The sequence below is a fragment of the Escherichia sp. AM3 genome, from assembly GCF_032029835.1.
GTDB lineage: Bacteria > Pseudomonadota > Gammaproteobacteria > Enterobacterales > Enterobacteriaceae > Escherichia > Escherichia coli.
Window position 1 is genome coordinate 12,530 of the sequence record NZ_JAVUPQ010000046.1, and the last position, 22,321, is coordinate 34,850.

General features: G+C 50.5%; 25 protein-coding genes. 14 read left to right on the forward strand and 11 right to left on the reverse strand.

From position 1 onward, the window contains the following. The first annotated feature begins 207 nt into the window (after positions 1 to 207). The 9 genes from sapA (at position 208) to rnb (ending at position 10,340) form a co-directional block, all read left to right on the forward strand. Positions 208 to 1,851, forward strand: a complete 1,644-nt coding sequence (sapA, locus tag RTW80_RS15975; RefSeq protein WP_001250216.1) for an ABC transporter substrate-binding protein SapA — start codon at positions 208 to 210, stop codon at positions 1,849 to 1,851. Then, positions 1,848 to 2,813 (forward strand): putrescine export ABC transporter permease SapB, encoded by a 966-nt coding sequence (gene sapB, locus RTW80_RS15980; RefSeq protein ID WP_000583277.1) that lies wholly within the window; start codon positions 1,848 to 1,850, stop codon positions 2,811 to 2,813. Before sapA ends, sapB begins: the two co-directional genes overlap by 4 nt. Then, positions 2,800 to 3,690 carry a peptide ABC transporter permease SapC gene (sapC, locus tag RTW80_RS15985; protein ID WP_001146163.1) on the forward strand — a complete coding sequence of 297 codons (891 nt, stop codon included), beginning with the start codon at positions 2,800 to 2,802 and terminating at the stop codon, positions 3,688 to 3,690. Before sapB ends, sapC begins: the two co-directional genes overlap by 14 nt. Continuing rightward, positions 3,690 to 4,682, forward strand: coding sequence for a peptide ABC transporter ATP-binding protein SapD (gene sapD / locus RTW80_RS15990; RefSeq protein ID WP_001128858.1), 993 nt, complete (start codon positions 3,690 to 3,692; stop codon positions 4,680 to 4,682). Before sapC ends, sapD begins: the two co-directional genes overlap by 1 nt. 1 nt (position 4,683) lies before the next feature. After that, on the forward strand, positions 4,684 to 5,490 hold the full coding sequence (gene sapF / locus RTW80_RS15995; RefSeq protein ID WP_000573407.1) for a peptide ABC transporter ATP-binding protein SapF: 807 nt from the start codon (positions 4,684 to 4,686) through the stop codon (positions 5,488 to 5,490). A 67-nt stretch (positions 5,491 to 5,557) separates the two neighbouring features. Then, positions 5,558 to 5,911, forward strand: coding sequence for a DUF559 domain-containing protein (locus tag RTW80_RS16000; RefSeq protein ID WP_000565727.1), 354 nt, complete (start codon positions 5,558 to 5,560; stop codon positions 5,909 to 5,911). A 367-nt stretch (positions 5,912 to 6,278) separates the two neighbouring features. Further along, on the forward strand, positions 6,279 to 7,067 hold the full coding sequence (gene fabI / locus RTW80_RS16005) for an enoyl-ACP reductase FabI (protein WP_000506490.1): 789 nt from the start codon (positions 6,279 to 6,281) through the stop codon (positions 7,065 to 7,067). Positions 7,068 to 7,210: 143 nt separating this feature from the next. After that, positions 7,211 to 8,338: a carboxymuconolactone decarboxylase family protein gene (locus RTW80_RS16010; RefSeq protein WP_001301103.1), complete on the forward strand. Its 1,128-nt coding sequence runs from the start codon at positions 7,211 to 7,213 to the stop codon at positions 8,336 to 8,338. A gap of 67 nt (positions 8,339 to 8,405) precedes the next feature. Next, a complete protein-coding gene (gene rnb, locus RTW80_RS16015) occupies positions 8,406 to 10,340 on the forward strand; it encodes an exoribonuclease II (protein ID WP_000484979.1) in 1,935 nt (644 codons plus the stop codon). 76 nt (positions 10,341 to 10,416) lie between these two features. On the opposite strand, the gene RTW80_RS16020 is transcribed toward rnb, so the two are convergent. Next, entirely contained in the window at positions 10,417 to 10,521 is a 105-nt protein-coding gene (locus tag RTW80_RS16020; protein ID WP_000221855.1) for a hypothetical protein, read from the reverse strand. Positions 10,522 to 10,574: 53 nt separating this feature from the next. Here RTW80_RS16020 and pdeR point away from each other — a divergent pair, with 53 nt between their 5' ends. Continuing rightward, positions 10,575 to 12,560: a cyclic di-GMP phosphodiesterase gene (gene pdeR, locus RTW80_RS16025; protein WP_033548700.1), complete on the forward strand. Its 1,986-nt coding sequence runs from the start codon at positions 10,575 to 10,577 to the stop codon at positions 12,558 to 12,560. On the opposite strand, the gene ymiD is transcribed toward pdeR, so the two are convergent. Then, entirely contained in the window at positions 12,542 to 12,670 is a 129-nt protein-coding gene (ymiD, locus tag RTW80_RS16030; protein ID WP_211180493.1) for a protein YmiD, read from the reverse strand. The genes pdeR and ymiD overlap by 19 nt on opposite strands. A gap of 36 nt (positions 12,671 to 12,706) precedes the next feature. Between ymiD and yciZ the strand changes: the two genes are divergently transcribed. The 3 genes from yciZ to osmB all read left to right on the forward strand — a co-directional run bounded on the left by yciZ (position 12,707) and on the right by osmB (position 14,206). Next, on the forward strand, positions 12,707 to 12,880 hold the full coding sequence (yciZ, locus tag RTW80_RS16035; RefSeq protein WP_001288368.1) for a protein YciZ: 174 nt from the start codon (positions 12,707 to 12,709) through the stop codon (positions 12,878 to 12,880). 89 nt (positions 12,881 to 12,969) lie between these two features. Then, the gene (locus RTW80_RS16040) at positions 12,970 to 13,719 is read left to right on the forward strand and encodes a DNA-binding transcriptional regulator YciT (RefSeq protein WP_001088621.1); all 750 of its coding nucleotides are present in this window, start codon (positions 12,970 to 12,972) and stop codon (positions 13,717 to 13,719) included. A gap of 268 nt (positions 13,720 to 13,987) precedes the next feature. Next, positions 13,988 to 14,206 carry an osmotically-inducible lipoprotein OsmB gene (osmB, locus tag RTW80_RS16045; RefSeq protein ID WP_000498253.1) on the forward strand — a complete coding sequence of 73 codons (219 nt, stop codon included), beginning with the start codon at positions 13,988 to 13,990 and terminating at the stop codon, positions 14,204 to 14,206. Between the two features lie 125 nt (positions 14,207 to 14,331). On the opposite strand, the gene yciH is transcribed toward osmB, so the two are convergent. The 5 genes from yciH to pgpB all read right to left on the reverse strand — a co-directional run bounded on the left by yciH (position 14,332) and on the right by pgpB (position 17,985). Then, positions 14,332 to 14,658: a stress response translation initiation inhibitor YciH gene (gene yciH / locus RTW80_RS16050; RefSeq protein WP_001295580.1), complete on the reverse strand. Its 327-nt coding sequence runs from the start codon at positions 14,656 to 14,658 to the stop codon at positions 14,332 to 14,334. Further along, positions 14,658 to 15,395 carry an orotidine-5'-phosphate decarboxylase gene (gene pyrF / locus RTW80_RS16055; RefSeq protein WP_000176278.1) on the reverse strand — a complete coding sequence of 246 codons (738 nt, stop codon included), beginning with the start codon at positions 15,393 to 15,395 and terminating at the stop codon, positions 14,658 to 14,660. Before pyrF ends, yciH begins: the two co-directional genes overlap by 1 nt. Before the next feature lie 192 nt (positions 15,396 to 15,587). After that, the gene (gene lapB, locus RTW80_RS16060; protein WP_000891353.1) at positions 15,588 to 16,757 is read right to left on the reverse strand and encodes a lipopolysaccharide assembly protein LapB; all 1,170 of its coding nucleotides are present in this window, start codon (positions 16,755 to 16,757) and stop codon (positions 15,588 to 15,590) included. 6 nt (positions 16,758 to 16,763) lie between these two features. Continuing rightward, the gene (gene lapA, locus RTW80_RS16065) at positions 16,764 to 17,072 is read right to left on the reverse strand and encodes a lipopolysaccharide assembly protein LapA (protein ID WP_000876286.1); all 309 of its coding nucleotides are present in this window, start codon (positions 17,070 to 17,072) and stop codon (positions 16,764 to 16,766) included. 148 nt (positions 17,073 to 17,220) lie between these two features. Then, positions 17,221 to 17,985, reverse strand: a complete 765-nt coding sequence (gene pgpB, locus RTW80_RS16070; RefSeq protein ID WP_001256538.1) for a phosphatidylglycerophosphatase B — start codon at positions 17,983 to 17,985, stop codon at positions 17,221 to 17,223. Positions 17,986 to 18,154: 169 nt separating this feature from the next. Between pgpB and ribA the strand changes: the two genes are divergently transcribed. Further along, positions 18,155 to 18,745, forward strand: coding sequence for a GTP cyclohydrolase II (ribA, locus tag RTW80_RS16075; RefSeq protein WP_001176295.1), 591 nt, complete (start codon positions 18,155 to 18,157; stop codon positions 18,743 to 18,745). A gap of 63 nt (positions 18,746 to 18,808) precedes the next feature. Here the strand turns inward: ribA and acnA are convergent, their stop codons facing one another. The 4 genes from acnA to RTW80_RS16095 all read right to left on the reverse strand — a co-directional run bounded on the left by acnA (position 18,809) and on the right by RTW80_RS16095 (position 22,167). After that, positions 18,809 to 21,484: an aconitate hydratase AcnA gene (gene acnA, locus RTW80_RS16080; RefSeq protein WP_000099534.1), complete on the reverse strand. Its 2,676-nt coding sequence runs from the start codon at positions 21,482 to 21,484 to the stop codon at positions 18,809 to 18,811. 163 nt (positions 21,485 to 21,647) lie between these two features. Further along, entirely contained in the window at positions 21,648 to 21,743 is a 96-nt protein-coding gene (gene ymiC / locus RTW80_RS16085; RefSeq protein ID WP_001310756.1) for a small membrane protein YmiC, read from the reverse strand. A gap of 113 nt (positions 21,744 to 21,856) precedes the next feature. Next, positions 21,857 to 22,024 (reverse strand): protein YciX, encoded by a 168-nt coding sequence (gene yciX / locus RTW80_RS16090; RefSeq protein ID WP_001297116.1) that lies wholly within the window; start codon positions 22,022 to 22,024, stop codon positions 21,857 to 21,859. Positions 22,025 to 22,026: 2 nt separating this feature from the next. Then, complete coding sequence (locus RTW80_RS16095; RefSeq protein ID WP_001300896.1) at positions 22,027 to 22,167, reverse strand: YmiA family putative membrane protein; 141 nt, start codon at positions 22,165 to 22,167, stop codon at positions 22,027 to 22,029. Positions 22,168 to 22,321 lie beyond the last annotated feature (154 nt).

The following is a 22,321-nucleotide window of genomic DNA, read 5'->3' on the forward strand; positions in this document are numbered from 1 at the left end:
ACGATCGTACCGCTCTGCTCCTCGCTAAGTTGTTCTGTGAGTTATAGTTATAGAGAAATCACGGGTACGAATGTTGAACAGATGGCGACGCCATCTGTTCAACGACCAACCACACGGCCCTCATTACGACCCCTGAACACAAACGGTAATGGCAAATGTCATTAAATATTAGTAAGATAGCCTCTTTACATAAAATCCCTTAATATTATGCGCCAGGTATTATCGTCTCTTTTGGTGATTGCTGGACTTGTGAGTGGTCAGGCAATCGCCGCGCCTGAATCTCCCCCGCATGCTGATATCCGCGACAGCGGTTTTGTCTATTGCGTCAGCGGGCAAGTCAACACCTTTAACCCATCCAAAGCGAGCAGTGGGTTAATTGTCGATACCCTTGCCGCCCAGTTTTATGATCGACTGCTGGATGTCGATCCCTATACCTATCGCCTGATGCCGGAACTTGCCGAAAGCTGGGAAGTACTCGACAACGGCGCGACCTATCGCTTCCACCTGCGTCGCGATGTTCCGTTTCAAAAAACCGACTGGTTTACTCCCACTCGTAAAATGAATGCCGACGATGTGGTGTTTACCTTCCAGCGAATTTTTGACCGCAACAACCCGTGGCATAACGTCAACGGCAGCAACTTCCCCTACTTCGACAGCCTGCAATTTGCCGATAACGTGAAAAGCGTCCGCAAACTGGATAATCATACCGTTGAGTTCCGACTCGCCCAGCCGGATGCTTCTTTTTTGTGGCACCTCGCAACCCATTATGCTTCGGTCATGTCGGCAGAATATGCCCGGAAGTTAGAGAAAGAAGATCGCCAGGAGCAACTCGACCGTCAACCGGTCGGCACCGGTCCGTATCAGTTGTCGGAATACCGCGCCGGGCAATTTATTCGCCTACAACGTCATGATGACTTCTGGCGCGGTAAACCGTTAATGCCGCAGGTAGTGGTGGATTTAGGCTCCGGCGGCACCGGACGTCTGTCGAAACTCCTGACCGGGGAATGCGACGTTCTGGCCTGGCCTGCTGCCAGCCAGCTATCTATTTTGCGTGACGACCCGCGCTTGCGTTTAACGCTGCGTCCTGGGATGAACGTCGCCTATCTGGCATTTAACACCGCCAAACCGCCGCTAAATAATCCCGCTGTCCGCCATGCGCTGGCACTGGCGATTAATAACCAGCGCCTGATGCAATCCATCTATTATGGTACGGCTGAAACGGCGGCCTCTATTTTACCGCGCGCCTCGTGGGCCTATGACAACGAGGCTAAAATTACTGAATACAATCCGGCGAAATCGCGCGAACAGTTGAAGTCGTTGGGGCTGGAAAATTTAACGCTGAAACTGTGGGTGCCCACACGTTCGCAGGCGTGGAACCCCAGTCCACTGAAAACTGCCGAACTGATTCAGGCGGATATGGCGCAGGTTGGCGTAAAAGTGGTGATTGTGCCGGTAGAAGGTCGCTTTCAGGAGGCGCGGTTGATGGATATGAGCCATGATCTGACGTTATCCGGTTGGGCGACGGACAGTAACGACCCGGACAGTTTCTTCCGTCCTTTACTGAGCTGCGCGGCAATTCATTCACAGACCAACCTCGCCCACTGGTGCGATCCGAAATTCGACAGCGTGTTGCGTAAGGCGCTCTCCTCGCAGCAGCTGGCGGCGCGTATTGAAGCCTATGACGAAGCGCAGAGTATTCTGGCGCAGGAATTGCCCATTTTGCCGCTGGCGTCGTCATTGCGTTTGCAGGCCTATCGGTACGATATCAAAGGTCTGGTACTTAGCCCGTTTGGTAACGCCTCCTTTGCTGGGGTGTATCGCGAGAAACAGGATGAGGTGAAAAAACCATGATTATCTTCACCTTACGCCGCATTTTGTTATTGATTGTCACCTTGTTCCTGCTGACCTTCGTTGGCTTCAGCTTGAGCTATTTCACCCCTCATGCGCCGTTACAAGGCGCGTCACTGTGGAATGCCTGGGTGTTCTGGTTTAACGGCCTGATCCACTGGGATTTTGGTGTTTCCAGCATTAACGGTCAACCGATTGCCGAACAGTTAAAAGAGGTCTTCCCGGCGACGATGGAACTGTGCATCCTCGCCTTCGGTTTTGCGCTGATTGTTGGCATCCCCGTGGGGATGATTGCCGGGATTACGCGCCATAAGTGGCAGGATAACTTGATCAACGCCATCGCCTTACTGGGCTTTTCAATCCCGGTGTTCTGGCTGGCGCTTCTGTTGACGCTGTTTTGTTCACTCACGCTAGGTTGGTTGCCCGTTTCAGGGCGTTTCGATCTGCTCTACGAAGTGAAACCGATTACCGGTTTTGCGTTGATTGATGCCTGGCTTTCGGACTCACCATGGCGGGATGAAATGATCATGAGCGCAATCCGCCATATGATATTGCCCGTGATCACCCTGTCGGTTGCGCCAACAACTGAAGTGATCCGCCTGATGCGTATCAGCACTATCGAAGTGTATGACCAGAACTATGTAAAAGCGGCGGCGACCCGCGGTTTGTCGCGCTTTACTATTTTGCGTCGCCACGTTCTGCATAACGCGTTACCGCCGGTTATTCCTCGCCTGGGCTTACAGTTTTCCACCATGCTGACGCTGGCGATGATCACCGAAATGGTTTTTAGCTGGCCGGGTTTAGGGCGCTGGTTAATTAACGCCATCCGCCAGCAGGATTACGCAGCCATTTCCGCCGGAGTGATGGTGTGTGGCTCACTGGTCATTATTGTTAACGTGATTTCTGATATTTTGGGTGCCATGGCTAACCCTCTGAAACATAAGGAATGGTATGCCTTACGATAGCGTATACAGCGAAAAGCGCCCGCCGGGCACGCTGCGTACCGCCTGGCGCAAATTTTATAGTGACGCCTCTGCGATGGTCGGCCTGTACGGCTGCGCGGGGCTGGCTGTACTGTGTATTTTTGGCGGCTGGTTTGCGCCTTACGGCATCGACCAGCAATTTCTCGGTTATCAATTATTGCCGCCGTCATGGTCGCGCTATGGCGAAGTTTCTTTCTTCCTGGGGACTGACGACCTCGGACGCGATGTTTTAAGCCGTTTACTGAGCGGAGCTGCGCCAACCGTGGGTGGCGCATTTGTGGTGACGCTTGCCGCGACGATCTGTGGCCTGGTACTGGGCACCTTCGCCGGGGCGACACACGGCCTCCGCTCAGCGGTGCTTAACCATATTCTGGATACCTTACTGGCGATCCCTTCGCTGCTGTTGGCAATTATCGTTGTAGCGTTTGCCGGACCGAGTTTGTCCCACGCTATGTTTGCTGTCTGGCTGGCATTGCTGCCGCGTATGGTACGTTCGATTTACAGCATGGTGCATGACGAACTGGAAAAAGAGTACGTTATCGCCGCCCGTCTGGATGGCGCATCAACGCTGAATATTCTCTGGTTTGCTGTGATGCCAAACATCACCGCCGGGCTGGTCACCGAGATCACCCGCGCACTGTCGATGGCAATTCTCGATATCGCCGCGCTGGGCTTTCTCGATCTCGGCGCACAACTCCCCTCGCCTGAATGGGGAGCGATGCTCGGTGATGCGCTGGAACTGATTTATGTCGCCCCGTGGACTGTCATGCTGCCAGGTGCGGCAATTATGATTAGCGTGTTGTTGGTTAACCTCCTTGGCGATGGCGTTCGTCGTGCGATTATTGCGGGGGTGGAATAATGCCATTACTCGATATTCGTAACCTGACCATTGAATTTAAAACCGGTGATGAGTGGGTTAAAGCCGTCGACCGGGTAAGTATGACCTTAACCGAAGGTGAAATCCGCGGTCTTGTTGGTGAATCCGGTTCCGGCAAGAGTTTGATTGCGAAAGCGATTTGTGGGGTGAATAAAGATAACTGGCGTGTTACTGCTGACCGTATGCGTTTTGATGATATCGATTTGCTGCGTCTCTCCGCACGCGAACGGCGCAAACTGGTTGGCCATAACGTGTCGATGATTTTCCAGGAACCGCAGTCGTGTCTTGACCCTTCAGAACGTGTGGGTCGCCAGTTGATGCAAAACATCCCAGCCTGGACCTATAAAGGCCGTTGGTGGCAGCGTTTTGGCTGGCGCAAACGCCGTGCCATTGAACTGCTGCACCGCGTGGGGATTAAAGATCACAAAGATGCGATGCGCAGTTTTCCCTATGAGTTGACCGAAGGTGAATGTCAGAAAGTGATGATAGCCATTGCACTGGCGAATCAACCGCGTCTGCTGATTGCTGACGAACCGACCAACTCAATGGAGCCAACAACCCAGGCGCAAATCTTTCGCCTGCTGACGCGTCTCAACCAAAACAGCAATACCACTATTTTGCTTATCAGCCATGACTTACAAATGCTTAGCCAATGGGCGGATAAAATTAACGTGCTTTACTGCGGTCAAACAGTGGAAACCGCGCCGAGTAAGGAGTTGGTGACGATGCCACATCATCCTTATACCCAGGCGCTGATCCGCGCGATACCAGACTTCGGCAGCGCGATGCCGCATAAAAGTCGCCTCAATACGCTACCCGGCGCTATCCCACTGCTGGAACAGTTACCGATTGGTTGTCGTCTGGGGCCACGTTGCCCGTATGCACAACGAGAATGCATTGTGACGCCACGTTTGACGGGGGCGAAAAATCATCTCTATGCCTGTCATTTCCCGCTGAACATGGAGAAAGAGTGAGATGATCGAAACGCTGCTTGAAGTGCGTAATTTAAGTAAAACGTTCCGCTACCGGACCGGCTGGTTTCGTCGTCAGACCGTAGAAGCGGTAAAACCCTTGAGCTTTACGCTACGTGAAGGCCAGACACTGGCGATTATTGGCGAGAATGGTTCGGGTAAATCCACGCTGGCAAAAATGCTGGCGGGAATGATAGAGCCTACCAGCGGCGAGTTATTGATTGACGATCATCCGCTGCATTTTGGCGATTATTCCTTCCGCAGTCAGCGTATTCGCATGATTTTTCAGGATCCTTCGACCTCGTTGAATCCCCGTCAACGTATCTCGCAAATTCTGGATTTTCCATTGCGTCTGAACACCGACCTGGAACCGGAACAGCGTCGCAAACAGATTATTGAAACGATGCGTATGGTTGGGCTGCTACCGGATCACGTCAGTTACTATCCGCATATGTTGGCACCCGGGCAAAAACAGCGTCTGGGTCTGGCGCGCGCGCTGATATTGCGCCCAAAAGTCATTATTGCCGATGAAGCCCTCGCTTCACTGGATATGTCGATGCGTTCGCAGTTGATTAATCTGATGCTGGAATTACAGGAAAAACAGGGCATTTCGTATATTTATGTTACCCAGCATATCGGAATGATGAAGCACATTAGCGACCAGGTGCTGGTGATGCATCAGGGCGAGGTTGTCGAGCGAGGCAGCACCGCGGATGTGCTGGCATCGCCGCTGCATGAACTCACCAAACGGCTGATTGCCGGTCATTTTGGCGAGGCATTGACGGCGGATGCGTGGCGTAAAGATCGCTAATTTTCTGAATCCTCCTTCCAGATTATTCACCTCATTCTGACAAAAGATTAAATCTTGTCAGAATGAGGTGATAGATAAAATTAAATCAAATGCGCGTGATTTAAGACGCAATCTTACTTTGCAGGAACGAAAGCTCTGGCGATATCTTCGCAGCCGACGTTTTAGTGATTTCAAATTTCGCCGTCAACATCCAGTGGGGAGCTACATTCTCGATTTTGCTTGCTGCTCGGCGCGTGTAGTCGTTGAGCTGGATGGTGGGCAGCATGATTTAGCAGTTGCCTATGATTCCAGGCGCACTAGCTGGCTTGAGTCGCAGGGCTGGACCGTGCTGCGTTTCTGGAATAACGAGATTGATTGTAATGAGGAGACGGTGCTGGAGAATATTCTGCAGGAACTGAACCGCCGGTCACCCTCTCCCTGAAAGAGCGAGGGGGCAGACCGAGCCGAATAGCTGTTGTGGTGAAAACATGGAGACGGTGCTGGAGAATATTCGGCAAGGTCTGAACCGTCCCAGCCATCGCCATGAAAGGGTTAGGGGCTGTATGAGCCTGTTTGTTGCTGGGGTAACAATATTTGCACAATACGGTCCCCTCGCCCCTCTGGGGAGAGGGTTAGGGTGAGGGGAAAAGCGCCCCCCCTGCCGCAGCCTGCTCCGGTCGGACCTGGCAACTATAGCTACTCACAGCCAGGTTGATTATAATAACCGTTTATCTGTTCGTACTGTTTACTAAAACGACGAATCGCCTGATTTTCAGGCACAACAAGCATCAACAATAAGGATTAAAGCTATGGGTTTTCTTTCCGGTAAGCGCATTCTGGTAACCGGTGTTGCCAGCAAACTATCCATCGCCTACGGTATCGCTCAGGCGATGCACCGCGAAGGAGCTGAACTGGCATTCACCTACCAGAACGACAAACTGAAAGGCCGCGTAGAAGAATTTGCCGCTCAATTGGGTTCTGACATCGTTCTGCAGTGCGATGTTGCAGAAGATGCCAGCATCGACACCATGTTCGCTGAACTGGGGAAAGTTTGGCCGAAATTTGACGGTTTCGTACACTCTATTGGTTTTGCACCTGGCGATCAGCTGGATGGTGACTATGTTAACGCCGTTACCCGTGAAGGCTTCAAAATTGCCCACGACATCAGCTCCTACAGCTTCGTTGCAATGGCAAAAGCTTGCCGCTCCATGCTGAATCCGGGTTCTGCCCTGCTGACCCTTTCCTACCTTGGCGCTGAGCGCGCTATCCCGAACTACAACGTTATGGGTCTGGCAAAAGCGTCTCTGGAAGCGAACGTGCGCTATATGGCGAACGCGATGGGTCCGGAAGGTGTGCGTGTTAACGCCATCTCTGCTGGTCCGATCCGTACTCTGGCGGCTTCCGGTATCAAAGACTTCCGCAAAATGCTGGCTCATTGCGAAGCCGTTACCCCGATTCGCCGTACCGTTACTATTGAAGATGTGGGTAACTCTGCGGCATTCCTGTGCTCCGATCTCTCTGCCGGTATCTCCGGTGAAGTAGTCCACGTTGACGGCGGTTTCAGCATCGCTGCAATGAACGAACTCGAACTGAAATAATCGTTCTGTTGGTAAAGATGGGCGGCGTTCTGCCGCCCGTTATCTCTGTTATACCTTTCTGATATTTGTTATCGCCGATCCGTCTTTCTCCCCTTCCCGCCTTGCGTCAGGATAACGATTTCCCTTACGACCAAGGAGCGCCCATGGAACAACGCCACATCACCGGCAAAAGCCACTGGTATCATGAAACGCAATCCAGTACTGCGGAGTATGACGTTCTGCCTCTGGTCCCGGAAGCCGCAAAGGTCAGCGATCCCTTTCTGCTCGACGTGATCCTTGATGAAGAAACGCTGGCCCCCTTCCTTTCATGGCTGGTCCCTGCGCGCGTTCTTGCAGTGGAATTGTTCCCTGACCAGCTTACCGTGACCCGTTCACAGACTTTCACCGCTTATGAACGCTTGTCTACGGCCCTGACGGTTGCTCAGGTTTGCGGCGTCCAGCGGTTATGTAACTACTATTCGGCGCGACTTACGCCGCTCCCCGGGCCTGATTCCTCCAGGGAAAGTAATCATCGGTTGGCACAAATCACGCAATATGCCCGCCAACTGGCTAGCTCGCCTTCTATTATCGACAACCGATCGCGCCAGCATCTGAATGACGTCGGTCTTACTGCCTGGGACTGTGTAATCATTAACCAAATCATTGGATTTATTGGCTTTCAGGCGCGGACCATTGCGACATTTCAGGCTTATCTTGGACATCCGGTACGCTGGTTACCCGGTCTGGAGATACAAAACTATGCCGACGCGTCACTGTTTACTGATGAATCAATACGCTGGCGAAGCAGCTATGAGGTGGAAAAACTACCTGAAGATTACACAAAAAGTTCAACTGCAGAACTTTGCCAACTGGCTGAAACACTCTCTCTCCACCCTATTTCACTTTCCCTTCTTGAAAAGTTGTTAAACAGCACACGGGTTAATACACAGCCGGATAATCAGCTTGCGGCGTTGTTATGCGCACGGATAAATGGCAGCCCTGCTTGTTTTGCCGCCTGTATGGATTCATTAAATGAATATAAAAAAATCAACACCCTTCTGCGCAAGGGCGAAAATGAAATTAACCAATGGGCTGACCGTCATTCTGTTGAGCACGCTACCGTTCAGGCGATACAATGGCTGACCCGAGCACCCGATCGCTTTAGCGCCGCCCAGTTCAGCCCTTTACTCGAACACGAAAAATCATCAACGCAGATTATTAATCTGCTGGTATGGAGCGGGCTGTGTGGCTGGATAAATCGCTTAAAAATCGCGTTGGGTGAGACATATTAACCTTGCCGCGTCAGACAGATTCGCGTAAAACTGTCAGCCGCTCTAATGGCCACCAAAATAGACAATTATGTTTCAGGACAACCCGCTGCTAGCGCAGCTTAAACAGCAACTGCATTCCCAGACGCCACGCGCTGAAGGGGTGGTAAAAGCCACAGAAAAAGGCTTTGGCTTCCTGGAAGTCGACGCGCAAAAAAGTTATTTCATTCCGCCGCCGCAGATGAAAAAAGTCATGCATGGCGACCGAATTATCGCGGTGATCCACAGTGAAAAAGAACGTGAATCCGCAGAGCCAGAAGAACTGGTTGAACCGTTCCTGACTCGTTTCGTGGGTAAGGTTCAGGGCAAAAATGACCGTCTGGCCATCGTTCCTGATCATCCACTCTTAAAAGACGCCATTCCTTGCCGCGCAGCCCGTGGCCTGAACCACGAGTTTAAAGAAGGCGACTGGGCGGTTGCCGAAATGCGCCGTCATCCGCTGAAAGGCGATCGTTCTTTCTATGCAGAACTGACACAATACATCACTTTTGGTGACGATCACTTTGTACCGTGGTGGGTTACCCTTGCACGCCATAATCTGGAAAAAGAAGCACCAGACGGCGTCGCTACCGAAATGCTCGATGAAGGTCTGGTTCGTGAAGATCTGACCGCGCTGGATTTTGTCACCATCGACAGTGCCAGCACAGAAGATATGGATGACGCCCTTTTCGCTAAGGCGTTGCCGGATGACAAACTTCAGCTGATTGTGGCGATTGCCGATCCAACCGCGTGGATTGCTGAAGGCAGTAAGCTGGACAAAGCCGCGAAAATTCGCGCATTCACCAACTATCTGCCTGGCTTCAACATCCCTATGCTGCCTCGCGAGCTTTCTGACGATCTCTGCTCACTGCGCGCCAATGAAGTCCGCCCGGTACTGGCATGCCGCATGACGCTCTCCGCTGATGGCACCATTGAAGATAATATCGAATTCTTTGCCGCCACCATCGAATCCAAAGCGAAGCTGGTGTATGACCAGGTTTCTGACTGGCTGGAAAATACCGGTGACTGGAAGCCTGAAAGTGAAGCAATTGCCGAACAAGTCCGTTTGTTAGCGCAAATTTGCCAACGCCGCGGCGAGTGGCGTCATAACCACGCACTGGTGTTTAAAGATCGCCCGGATTACCGCTTTATTCTCGGTGAAAAAGGTGAAGTGCTGGATATCGTCGCCGAGCCTCGTCGCATTGCCAACCGTATCGTCGAAGAAGCGATGATTGCCGCTAACATTTGTGCGGCCCGCGTACTGCGCGATAAGCTCGGTTTTGGCATCTATAACGTGCATATGGGCTTTGATCCGGCGAATGCCGACGCGCTGGCAGCGTTGCTGAAAACGCACGGTCTGCATGTCGATGCCGAAGAAGTGCTCACGCTGGACGGTTTCTGCAAACTGCGTCGTGAACTGGATGCGCAACCAACTGGTTTCCTCGACAGCCGCATTCGTCGCTTCCAGTCATTTGCTGAAATTAGCACTGAACCCGGTCCTCACTTTGGCCTCGGTCTGGAAGCATACGCCACCTGGACATCGCCGATCCGTAAATATGGCGACATGATCAACCACCGTCTGCTGAAAGCGGTTATCAAAGGCGAAACTGCGACGCGTCCACAGGATGAGATCACTGTCCAAATGGCCGAGCGTCGCCGTCTCAATCGGATGGCAGAACGTGATGTTGGTGACTGGTTATACGCACGCTTCCTGAAAGACAAAGCCGGGACCGACACCCGTTTCGCGGCGGAAATTGTCGATATCAGCCGTGGCGGCATGCGTGTTCGTTTGGTTGATAACGGCGCTATCGCCTTTATTCCTGCACCTTTCTTACACGCTGTGCGCGATGAAATGGTTTGCAGCCAGGAAAACGGCACCGTACAAATTAAAGGTGAAACGGTTTATAAAGTAACTGACGTTATTGACGTCACCATTGCCGAAGTCCGCATGGAAACCCGCAGCATTATTGCGCGCCCGGTCGCGTAATCTCCTTTCACGGCCCATTCCTTATGAATGGGCCGTTTATTTCCCCGCTCTACCTTCATCATATCCCGGCAGTTTTTTAACTGACTTTCGTTTGAAAACTGGCGTTTTTCCAAAACTGGATTACAAATAAATATATAAAAAAAACAATGCGTTTAGCCGCCGTTAATTTCATGTAAGTCATGTTGTTCCTTTTATTTAACCGCGGACTCCGCTGTTAACCGGAGGATATGCATCATGAAAACCGTTAGGGAGTCCACAACGTTGTACAACTTTCTCGGATCGCACAATTCATACTGGCGGTTGACGGAAAGCAGCGATGTTTTGCGCTTTTCTACCACCGAAACCACAGAACCTGAACGTATGTTGCAGTTATCTGCCGAACAGGCTGCTCGAATCAGGGAAATGACGGTCATCACCTCCAGCCTGATGATGAGTCTGACCGTCGATGAAAGCGATCTTTCTGTGCATCTGGTAGGACGAAAAATCAATAAACGGGAATGGGCTGGCAACGCGTCTGCATGGCATGACACACCGGCGGTTGCTCGTGATTTATCACACGGGCTTTCCTTTGCTGAGCAGGTAGTTTCTGAAGCACATTCCGCAATAGTCATTCTCGACAGCCGGGGGAATATTCAACGCTTCAATCGCTTATGTGAAGATTACACAGGGTTGAAAGAACACGACGTCATTGGGCAAAGCGTGTTTAAACTGTTTATGAGCCGTCGTGAAGCTGCGGCATCCAGGCGCAATAACCGTGTATTTTTTCGAAGCGGCAATGCATATGAAGTCGAACTGTGGATACCAACACGTAAAGGCCAGCGGCTGTTTCTGTTTCGCAATAAATTTGTCCACAGCGGCAGTGGCAAAAACGAGATTTTTTTAATCTGTTCCGATACCGACATTACCGAAGAGCGCCGCGCTCAGGAGCGACTGCGTATTCTGGCAAATACCGACAGTATCACCGGACTGCCGAATCGTAACGCAATGCAGGAGTTAATCGATCACGCTATTAATCATGCAGATAACAATAAAGTTGGGGTTGTGTATCTTGATTTGGATAATTTTAAAAAGGTCAACGACGCCTATGGGCATTTGTTTGGTGACCAGTTATTACGCGACGTGTCATTGGCTATTTTAAGCTGTCTCGAACATGACCAGGTGTTGGCGCGTCCAGGTGGCGATGAGTTTCTGGTACTGGCATCCAATACCTCACAAAGCGCGCTGGAAGCAATGGCATCACGAATTTTGACCCGCTTACGCCTCCCCTTTCGTATTGGTTTAATTGAAGTTTATACCAGCTGTTCAGTAGGTATTGCACTCTCTCCCGAACATGGTTCGGACAGCGCGGCTATTATTCGTCACGCCGACACAGCAATGTACACAGCGAAGGAAGGCGGACGAGGACAATTTTGCGTTTTTACCCCAGAAATGAATCAACGGGTATTTGAATATCTCTGGCTGGATACCAACTTGCGTAAAGCACTAGAAAACGATCAGTTGGTTATTCACTATCAACCGAAAATCACCTGGCGTGGCGAAGTGCGCAGTCTGGAAGCACTAGTACGTTGGCAGTCACCTGAACGTGGGTTGATTCCACCGTTGGACTTCATTTCCTACGCCGAAGAGTCAGGGCTAATTGTGCCTTTAGGCCGTTGGGTGATTCTCGATGTCGTACGCCAGGTGGCAAAGTGGCGGGATAAAGGCATAAACCTGCGAGTGGCGGTAAATATTTCTGCACGTCAGCTCGCCGATCAAACCATTTTCACCGCCCTGAAACAGGTTCTCCAGGAACTCAATTTTGAATACTGCCCTATAGATGTTGAACTGACAGAGAGTTGTCTGATTGAGAATGATGAACTGGCACTGTCTGTTATTCAACAATTTAGCCAACTAGGTGCGCAAGTACATCTGGATGATTTTGGTACCGGCTACTCTTCACTTTCGCAACTGGCGCGCTTTCCGATCGATGCCATCAAACTTGACCAGGTTTTTGTTCGAGATATTCACAAACAACCTGTCTCGCAGTCACTGGTCCGGGCGATCGTCGCTGTGGCCCAGGCATTGAATCTTCAGGTGATCGCCGAAGGTGTAGAGAGTGCAAAGGAAGATGCTTTTTTAACCAAGAACGGGATCAATGAGCGGCAAGGATTTTTGTTTGCCAAACCGATGCCCGCCGTCGCCTTCGAACGCTGGTATAAACGCTATCTGAAGCGCGCATAAGTAGATGAATATATATACTTAGCGCTATATCCCGTCATTATATATCGTATTCCTGGATGATAATTAGCCGTTGCTGTTAAACACTTCTCTTTTAGCGGCAATTTTTGCATTATTCATTTTCCACTTTTGCTATAAGGATGTCCTTGATGTCTGAATTTGATGCCCAGCGCGTTGCCGAACGTATTGATATTGTGTTAGATATCCTTGTGGCAGGCGATTACCACTCTGCGATCCATAATCTCGAGATACTTAAAGCAGAACTCTTGCGCCAGGTTGCTGAATCTACGCCAGACATCCCGAAGGCACCGTGGGAGATTTAACAATCGTGCCTTCAGGTTTTCCTATTTGAGGATGCCCGGCGCGTCAGTATTTTTTTATTAAGTATTATAACGTTATAAGAATTACAGCGATGAATTCCCGACAACAAACTATTCTACAGATGGTCATTGACCAGGGTCAGGTTAGCGTAACCGATCTGGCAAAAGCCACTGGAGTTTCTGAAGTTACCATTCGCCAGGATCTCAACACACTCGAAAAACTGAGTTACCTCCGCCGTGCACATGGCTTTGCTGTTTCGCTTGATAGTGATGACGTCGAAACCCGTATGATGAGCAACTATACGCTGAAGCGTGAACTCGCCGAGTTTGCCGCGTCGCTGGTTCAACCGGGCGAAACCATCTTTATCGAAAATGGCAGCAGCAATGCCCTACTCGCCCGGACTCTGGGCGAGCAGAAGAAAAATGTCACTATCATCACGGTCAGCAGCTACATCGCGCATTTGCTGAAAGACGCGCCTTGTGAAGTTATTTTGCTCGGTGGCGTGTATCAGAAAAAAAGCGAAAGTATGGTTGGCCCTTTGACACGCCAGTGCATCCAACAGGTGCATTTCAGCAAAGCATTTATTGGTATTGATGGCTGGCAACCTGAAACTGGATTTACCGGTCGCGATATGATGCGTACCGATGTGGTCAATGCCGTGCTGGAAAAAGAGTGCGAAGCGATAGTCCTGACTGACAGCTCGAAATTTGGTGCTGTACATTCATACTCCATCGGTCCCGTTGAGCGATTCAATCGCGTGATTACCGATTCGAAAATACGCGCCAGCGATCTGATGCATCTTGAGCACAGTAAACTCACCGTTCACGTCGTTGACATTTAACCATTTCCCTTCTCTACGGATGATTTGCAGTTTGGCAAATCATCCGCTCTAAGATGATTCCTGGTTGATAATTAAGACTATTTACCTGTTATTAACACTCTCAAGATATAAAATTATTATCAGCGATATAACAGGAAGTCATTATCACCTGCGTGATATAACCCTGCGCGCGAGCAGATTTCACGGAATAATTTCACCAGGCTTATTCTTAGCTATTATAGTTATAGAGAGCTTACTTCCGTGAATCATAAATTCAGGAGAGAGTATTATGTTTGTAACGAGCAAAAAAATGACCGCGGCTGTTCTGGCAATTACTTTGGCAATGTCTCTGAGTGCCTGTTCTAACTGGTCTAAACGGGACCGCAACACCGCAATCGGCGCGGGTGCAGGGGCATTAGGCGGTGCAGTACTGACCGATGGCAGTACGTTGGGTACATTAGGTGGTGCAGCTGTCGGTGGTGTTATTGGTCACCAGGTCGGTAAATAATCGTAAATAAATGTCGATTATCGACTCGCAATTATAATACGCTTGATTCTGTTCAGTACGAAATAACTGAATAATACACACAGTAAAATATTCGAAAGCCACGGATATATCCGTGGCTTTTTATGTTAACCGCCTGCGAGTTTTACCTTCATCCCTTTCGCTTCAAGTAGTGATTTTAATAAATCACGCTTATCGCCCTGGATTTCAATAACTCCATCTTTAACTGCTCCGCCGCAGCCGCATTTTTTCTTCAGTTCCGCTGCAAGTTTTGTCAGTTCGGCATCATCGAGATCGACACCGGTAATCAGGCAAACGCCCTTACCTTTACGTCCACTGGTCTGACGCTGAATACGCACCACACCGTCGCCTTTAGGGCGTACAGGGGCCGCTTTGGGCTCATCAATACGTCCGGTTTCCGTTGAGTAGACCAGACGGCTGTTGGAATCACTCATCATGCACTCCGCTGTAAAGAGGCGTTGATCGCTTTCAGCGTCTGCGCTGGATCTACCGATTGCGTTACCGGGCGACCAATCACCATATAATCAACACCAGCCGACAACGCCTGTTCTGGCGTCATAATGCGGCGCTGGTCACCAGCTTCACTCCCCTGCGGACGAATGCCCGGCGTAACCAGTTTGAACTCCTGACCGAATACCTGTTTAAAGCGCACAGCTTCCTGAGCAGAACACACCACACCATCAAGGCCACATTTTTGCGTCAGTGCCGCCAGACGTTCTGCATAATCTGCAGGTGACAGTGTCATGCCAAGATCGACCAGGTCGCTGGCTTCCATGCTGGTCAACACTGTCACAGCAATCAAAAGCGGTGCATCTTTGCCAAACGGAACCAGTGCCTCACGCGCTGCGGTCATCATACGCGCCCCACCAGAGGCATGAACATTCACCATCCACACGCCTAAGTCAGCTGCAGCAGCGACAGCGTGCGCTGCAGTGTTAGGAATATCGTGGAATTTCAGGTCAAGAAAGATATCAAAACCACGCTGTTGAAGTTCGCGCACAAACTGTGGCCCAAACAATGTAAACATCTCTTTGCCGACCTTCAGACGACAATCGCGTGGGTCGATCTTGTCGACAAAGGACAGCGCGTCATCACGATTATGATAATCAAGGGCAACAACCACAGGAGAATTCGTAACAGCGCGGGAAGAAGATGAAGCAGTTAACGTCATGACCAGACCTTCTTGATGATGGGCACCGGAAGTGGCGCGAAACAGGTAAACGGCGAGCATTCTACCCGTGGAAATAAAAAATTAACAGTTGCGATTTTTCCCCTGGCAGGCTTTTTCTGCGCCGTCGTTGCCGGAGCACAATGGAACATCAATAACTAGTATGTTGTAACTAAAGTAGGATTTTTTTAAAAATTACAGGCCATCAAGACCGCGAATCGGTTTAATGGTTGACCAGGCCCGACAAGACGGACAATGCCAGTAGAGGGTGTATGCGGTAAAACCACATTTCTGGCAGCGATAACGAGGCTTACTACGTACCTTTTCGCCAACCATGTCACGCAGCACCATCAGGCTCTCTTTGGCACGCCCTTCTTCCGCTTCATTTAAGTGGTAATCCATTAACTTATGGAACACACGCATGGTCGGATGACGCTGAAGCTGGCGCGTAATATAGACCTGTGCGGCCTCACTACCGTCGCGCGCTTCGATGATATCAGCAAGCATCAATTCAGCATCGGCACCGGTGTTCTCTTCCACCGCACGCTGCAGGAATTCTGCCCATTCGGCAGTTTTACCCAACTGCTGATAGCAGGTTTGCAACATTTCCAGCGTTTCGCTGACCAGTTCTCTGTCCTGGGATATCACGCGTTGCAGACTTTCGACGGCTTTGGCGTATTCTCCTTTCGCCATAAACACGCGTCCCATCATTATGGATACGCGGGCGCTGTTTTTATCTGCCGCCGCCCCTTTTTTTAGCAAGGTCATGGCACGATCGAGATCGTCGCTGGCCATATGCTGCAGGGCTAACTCACAGTAGAAATGGGCAATTTCGACGCGCTGTTTATCTTTACCCAGCTTCACCAGGCGTTCGGCAACATCAATTGCTTTCTGCCACTCACTGGTAGCCTGGTAGATTTGTAGCAACTGTTGCAGCGCGCCAATGCGGAAGTCAGTTTCATCGGTCAGCTGATTGAACATGTCTTCCGCGCGGTCATATAACCCGGCGGCCATGTAATCACGCCCCAGTTGTTGAATCGCCAACAGACGCTGTTCATAGGTCAGCGAGGCGCTTTCCATTAGGGTCTGATGGATGCGAATAGCGCGATCAACTTCGCCACGCGAACGGAACAGGTTTCCGAGCGTAAGGTGGGCTTCAACGGTGCCTGTATCCTCTTTAAGCATATCGAGAAACAGGTCTACCGCTTTATCCTGTTGATTACTAAGCAGGAAGTTAACCCCCGCTACGTAATCACGCGACAAGCGGTTGGCTTCATCTTGCTTGTTTTGTTGCGCACTTCTGCGGCCCATATACCAGCCATAGGCAGCGGCTACAGGCAAAAGCAGAAACAACAACTCCAGCATAGAAAGTTATTCCTTCGCCGCTGACGAGTGCGGCACTACAGCCACGTCAGTCGCGGGTGAAAGCTGGTTTTCCAGTCGCTTTATTTTACGTTCAGCGCGCGCCAGGGAAACACGAACTCGCAGCCAGAACAGGCCACAAATCAACCAACCGATAGCAAACCCCGCAGCAAACAATACCGCCAGCAATGTGGAAATACGGTACTCCCCTTGCGCTAACAGATAATTAAACGTCACCTGTTGATCGTTCTGCGCACCCAACGTGACCGAAATCACGAAGATCGCTAACACCAGTAAGAAAATGAGTAAATATTTCACATTACTTCCCGTTATGTGGTTAGAGCGAATAAATTATGGTCAACTTACCGCAATAGCCCTTTAAAGTACCATTTTCGCGCCGTCTGCGAAATGGCATCCACACGCATTGTTGATGATTTAAGGGCTAAATTCGGAAAATCAACCAGCGTTAACTTTCTTGTTCTCGTTGCGCTATTTCGCGATTTTCTTCCGCAGGTGGTGTTAATGGCCCACAAATTCGTTGCGCAAGCCACGTTGCCACCGCCACCAGCGCCCACGAAATCAACGTAGCTACTACCAGATCGCGTGGCCAATGCATCCCGAGCAGCAGGCGGCTTCCCATGACTCCCGTTGCCCAGACCAGCAAGATAGCAATGGTTAACGTTCGCCGACGCGGCCACAGCAAACCAACGGCCAGCAGTGCCCAACTGGCAGCAAACATCGTGTGACCGGAAGGAAAGGCAAACCCCGTCTCTTTCTGCCAGTGTGAACGCAAATATTGTGGGATATTTTTCTCTTCAGCCAACTGTTCTTTCACTAGATTTCCGCGTTCTGCTCGCTTTAAAGTGTAGAACTCATCAACCGGAATATGATGTGTTTTTTCCAGCCAGATAACAAAAGGTCGTGGTTCCTGGACTTTGTCTTTGATCCAGGATTTAACGCCTTGTCCCACAAGGATTGCGGCCGCCAGAATGGCAAATAATACAAAGGCAGCCTTAATGCGAAAACGCAGACACCAGAGAAACCAGCCGAATAAAATCAAATGTGTAATGACGCCCCAGGGCTGGGTGACAGTTTCAGTAACCCAAAAAGCCGCTTTTAGTAGCCAACTTTGTTCTCCAGGTTGCCAACGCCAGCCAGAAATCCATACGGCTACTGGCATGACAAGCAATAGTGCAGCTCCCACTGCGGTACGTCTGGCAATCGAACGCATGGCCTCTCCTTTTTGATAAGTCCCACAATCATAACTGAAAACGCCAGTTCCAGGAAAAATTGACAGATTTGTGCCATTCCGTGAACGATCGACGCGTCGTGATTAGGTGAACCCCTTCTCGTTATGGCAAAATAAGCCAATACAGAACCAGCATTATCTGGAGAATTTCATGCAGCTTAAACGTGTGGCAGAAGCCAAACTGCCAACCCCATGGGGCGATTTCCTGATGGTGGGATTTGAAGAACTGGCAACCGGACACGATCATGTCGCGCTAGTCTATGGCGATATTTCCGGGCATACCCCGGTACTTGCGCGCGTCCATTCCGAATGTCTGACCGGTGACGCCCTGTTCAGCTTGCGCTGCGATTGTGGCTTCCAGCTCGAAGCGGCATTGACGCAAATTGCCGAGGAAGGCCGTGGTATTTTGCTGTATCACCGTCAGGAAGGTCGTAACATTGGTCTGCTGAATAAAATCCGCGCTTACGCACTGCAGGATCAAGGTTACGATACCGTAGAGGCTAACCACCAGTTAGGCTTCGCCGCTGATGAGCGCGACTTCACTCTTTGCGCTGATATGTTCAAACTCCTTGGCGTCAATGAAGTCCGCTTGTTAACCAATAACCCGAAAAAAGTCGAAATTCTGACCGAAGCAGGGATTAATATTGTTGAACGCGTACCATTGATTGTAGGTCGTAACCCCAATAACGAACATTATCTCGATACCAAAGCCGAGAAAATGGGCCATTTGCTGAACAAATAACCCTCTTGCATTGTGTAATTCATTTGCTTGCCGGAAGCAAAATAACCGGCAAGCAAATAGTTGTTACTTCAACATATTACGAATGACATAATGCAAAATGCCGTCGTTCTGGTAGTAGGTCAACTCCGTCGCGGTGTCGATACGACAACGGCAGGGTACGACTTCCTGGCTACCATCCGCGCGCGTAAGCGTCACCGGAACCGTCGCGCCGGGTTGTAGGTTTTGCAGATCGCCAATATCAATCTTCTCTTCCCCGGTTAGCCCTAACGTTTTACGCGTTACGCCTTGCGGAAATTCCAGCGGCAGGATGCCCATGCCAATTAAATTCGAACGGTGAATTCGTTCAAACGATTCGGCAATCACCACACGAATACCAAGCAGACGCGGACCTTTTGCCGCCCAGTCACGACTGGAGCCTGATCCATACTCTTTCCCGGCAATCACCGCCAGCGGCGTTTGCTCCTGCTTATAGCGCATCGCAGCATCATAAATAGAGACTACGTCGCTGTCAGGTAAATGCCGCGTCATCCCCCCTTCAACGCCAGGCACCATTTCATTACGGATGCGAATATTGGCGAAGGTGCCGCGCATCATCACTTCATGGTTACCACGCCGCGAACCGTAGGAGTTAAAGTCTTTTCGCTCAACACCCCGACCTTGTAGATATCGACCCGCTGGGCTGTCGGGCTTAATACTGCCCGCCGGAGAGATATGGTCAGTGGTGACTGAATCCCCCAGCATTGCGAGGATCCGCGCACCGTGAATATCTTCCACTGGTGCTGGTGTTGCCTGCATTTCATCAAAGAAAGGCGATAAGCGAATATAGGTTGAGTCCTCCTGCCAACCGTAGGTATCGGATCGTGTGACGTTAATTCCCTTCCACTCTGCTGTGCCTTCAAAAACTTCTGCGTACTCTTTGCGGAACATTTCTGTGGAGACTTGTTCTACCGCACGGGCAATTTCTTGTGCCGATGGCCAGATATCTTTCAGATAAACCGGATCGCCTTTGCGATCATGGCCGATAGGCTCAGAAGCCAGGTTGATATTCATATTTCCCGCCAGCGCATAGGCAACCACCAGCGGCGGCGAGGCCAGCCAGTTAGTTTTAACCAGCGGATGGATACGGCCTTCAAAGTTACGGTTGCCGGACAGCACCGCACCGACGGTTAAATCGCCTTTTTTGATTGCCGTTTCGATAGGATCGGGCAGCGGCCCAGAGTTACCAATACAGGTGGTACAACCGTATCCCACAAGGTTAAACCCAAGTTCGTCGAGATACGGTGTCAGTTTCGCTTTTGCCAGATAATCAGAAACGACTTTCGAACCCGGTGCCAGCGACGCTTTGACCCATGGTTGCCGCTTGAGGCCCAGAGTTACGGCTTTTTTCGCCAGCAAGCCTGCGGCCATCAGCACACTTGGGTTAGAGGTGTTGGTGCACGAGGTTATCGCAGCAATGACCACAGCGCCATCAGGTAACTGATACTGATGTCCGTTCATAACATAATCGACCGGCTGGCGATCTTTATGCGTGGCATTCACTTCCAGTTCGTTACTGGCGGCAAATGCTTTTGGTACATCGGGCAGTGCAACGCGATCCTGTGGGCGTTTAGGCCCTGCCAGGCTCGCTTCAACGTCATTCATATCCAGTTCTAACGTACTGGTAAAAATTGGTTCATCGCCCGGGTTACGCCACATGCCCTGCGCTTTGGCATATTTTTCGACCAACTCGACCTGATCTTCGCTGCGCCCGCTTAAACGCATGTAATCGAGGGTTACAGCATCGATTGGGAAGAAGCCACAGGTGGCACCATATTCTGGCGACATATTGGCAATGGTGGCGCGATCCGCCAACGGTAGTGAATCCAGACCATCACCATAAAATTCGACGAATTTCCCCACCACGCCATGTTTGCGCAGCATTTGGGTAACAGTGAGAACCAGGTCTGTGGCGGTAATACCTTCACGTAATTTTCCGGTAAGTTTGAAGCCCACTACATCCGGGATAAGCATGGAAACCGGCTGGCCTAACATTGCGGCTTCTGCTTCGATCCCACCAACGCCCCACCCCAGCACGCCAAGGCCGTTGATCATGGTGGTGTGCGAGTCAGTACCAACGAGTGTATCCGGATAAGCAATCCATTCACCGTCCTGCAATTCACTCCACACTGCTTTGCCGAGATATTCGAGGTTAACCTGATGGCAAATGCCTGTGCCTGGCGGCACGACGCTAAACCGACTGAACGCTTGCTTTCCCCATTTCAGGAACACATAACGTTCGTGGTTGCGCTCCATTTCCAGGCGTACGTTTTCTTCAAATGCCTCATCATCACCAAAACGATCGACGGTCACCGAGTGGTCAATGACCAGGTCGACCGGTGAGAGCGGGTTAACCTTTGCAGTATCGCCGCCGAGGCGTTTAACCGCTTCGCGCATTGCCGCCAGATCAACAACGGCAGGTACGCCGGTAAAGTCCTGCATCAGCACCCTTGCCGGGCGGTAGGCAATTTCACGGTCAGCATGGGCATTTTTCAGCCATCCTGCCAGCGCGTGGATATCCTCTTCGGTAACCGAGTTACCATCCTGCCAGCGCAGCAGGTTTTCGAGCAAAACTTTGAGTGACTTGGGTAGACGGGTGATATCGCCCAGTGATTTAGCAGCAAGCGGCAGGCTGTAGTAGTGGTAAGTTTTATCTTTGGCCTGCAACGTGTCCTTACTGGCTTCTCGTAGGGTTGACGACATAGCTCCTCCTTAATGACAGGGTTGCGAAGCCCTGATTCTCTTCAGGGTGAATATTAAAGATAACACAAACATCGCGTAACGATTTGATAACAACCCAAATTGATAAAAGAGGAGAAACCTTGTGGCAAAGCAAATGACAACCCCGCCGCAGCGGGGTCAAGGATCAGTGAGTAATGATCCAGAGGAGTTCGGCCCAGAAGAGCATCGACAGAGAAAACGCGCCCATCCAGGACCAATATTTCATATTTGTGTTGATCATAGGCTACACCCTTAACGGTTATTATTTTGTGTTGAGATAACTCAAGCTGTTATTGCTGCGGTGTATTAAAAGCCCTTTAATTCATTAAAAATGAGTAATAAGAATGATGATAATTATTGTTTCGGCTGATCATCTTCAGCAAACAGTTCTATAAAGGCTTGCTGCTGCGATGTTAGTTGCCAGTCGTCTGGAATAACGACGGAACATTCCCGTTTCGTTTCTGTTTCATTGTCACTATGCTGGCATAATGGTGACGACTCCAGTTGCTCCTGACCGACCATAGTTATCCCCACACTTTCCAAATCAGCAGTGCGACAACCACCCAGAAAAGTGCAGAACCAAGAAAAACCGCCAGCCAGGCTTTACGTTTTAATTCAGGATCGCGGCGGGGTTCCTGATTTCCAGAAGGCATTGCTAACCTCATATAATCGCCATCACTTATCAGCAAGACGTTGAACGATTGGTGTAATTAATCATACGATGAGACAAATCCTAAAGAAACTTTGGTGATGCTGCCAACTTACTGATTTAGTGTATGATGGTGTTTTTGAGGTGCTCCAGTGGCTTCTGTTTCTATC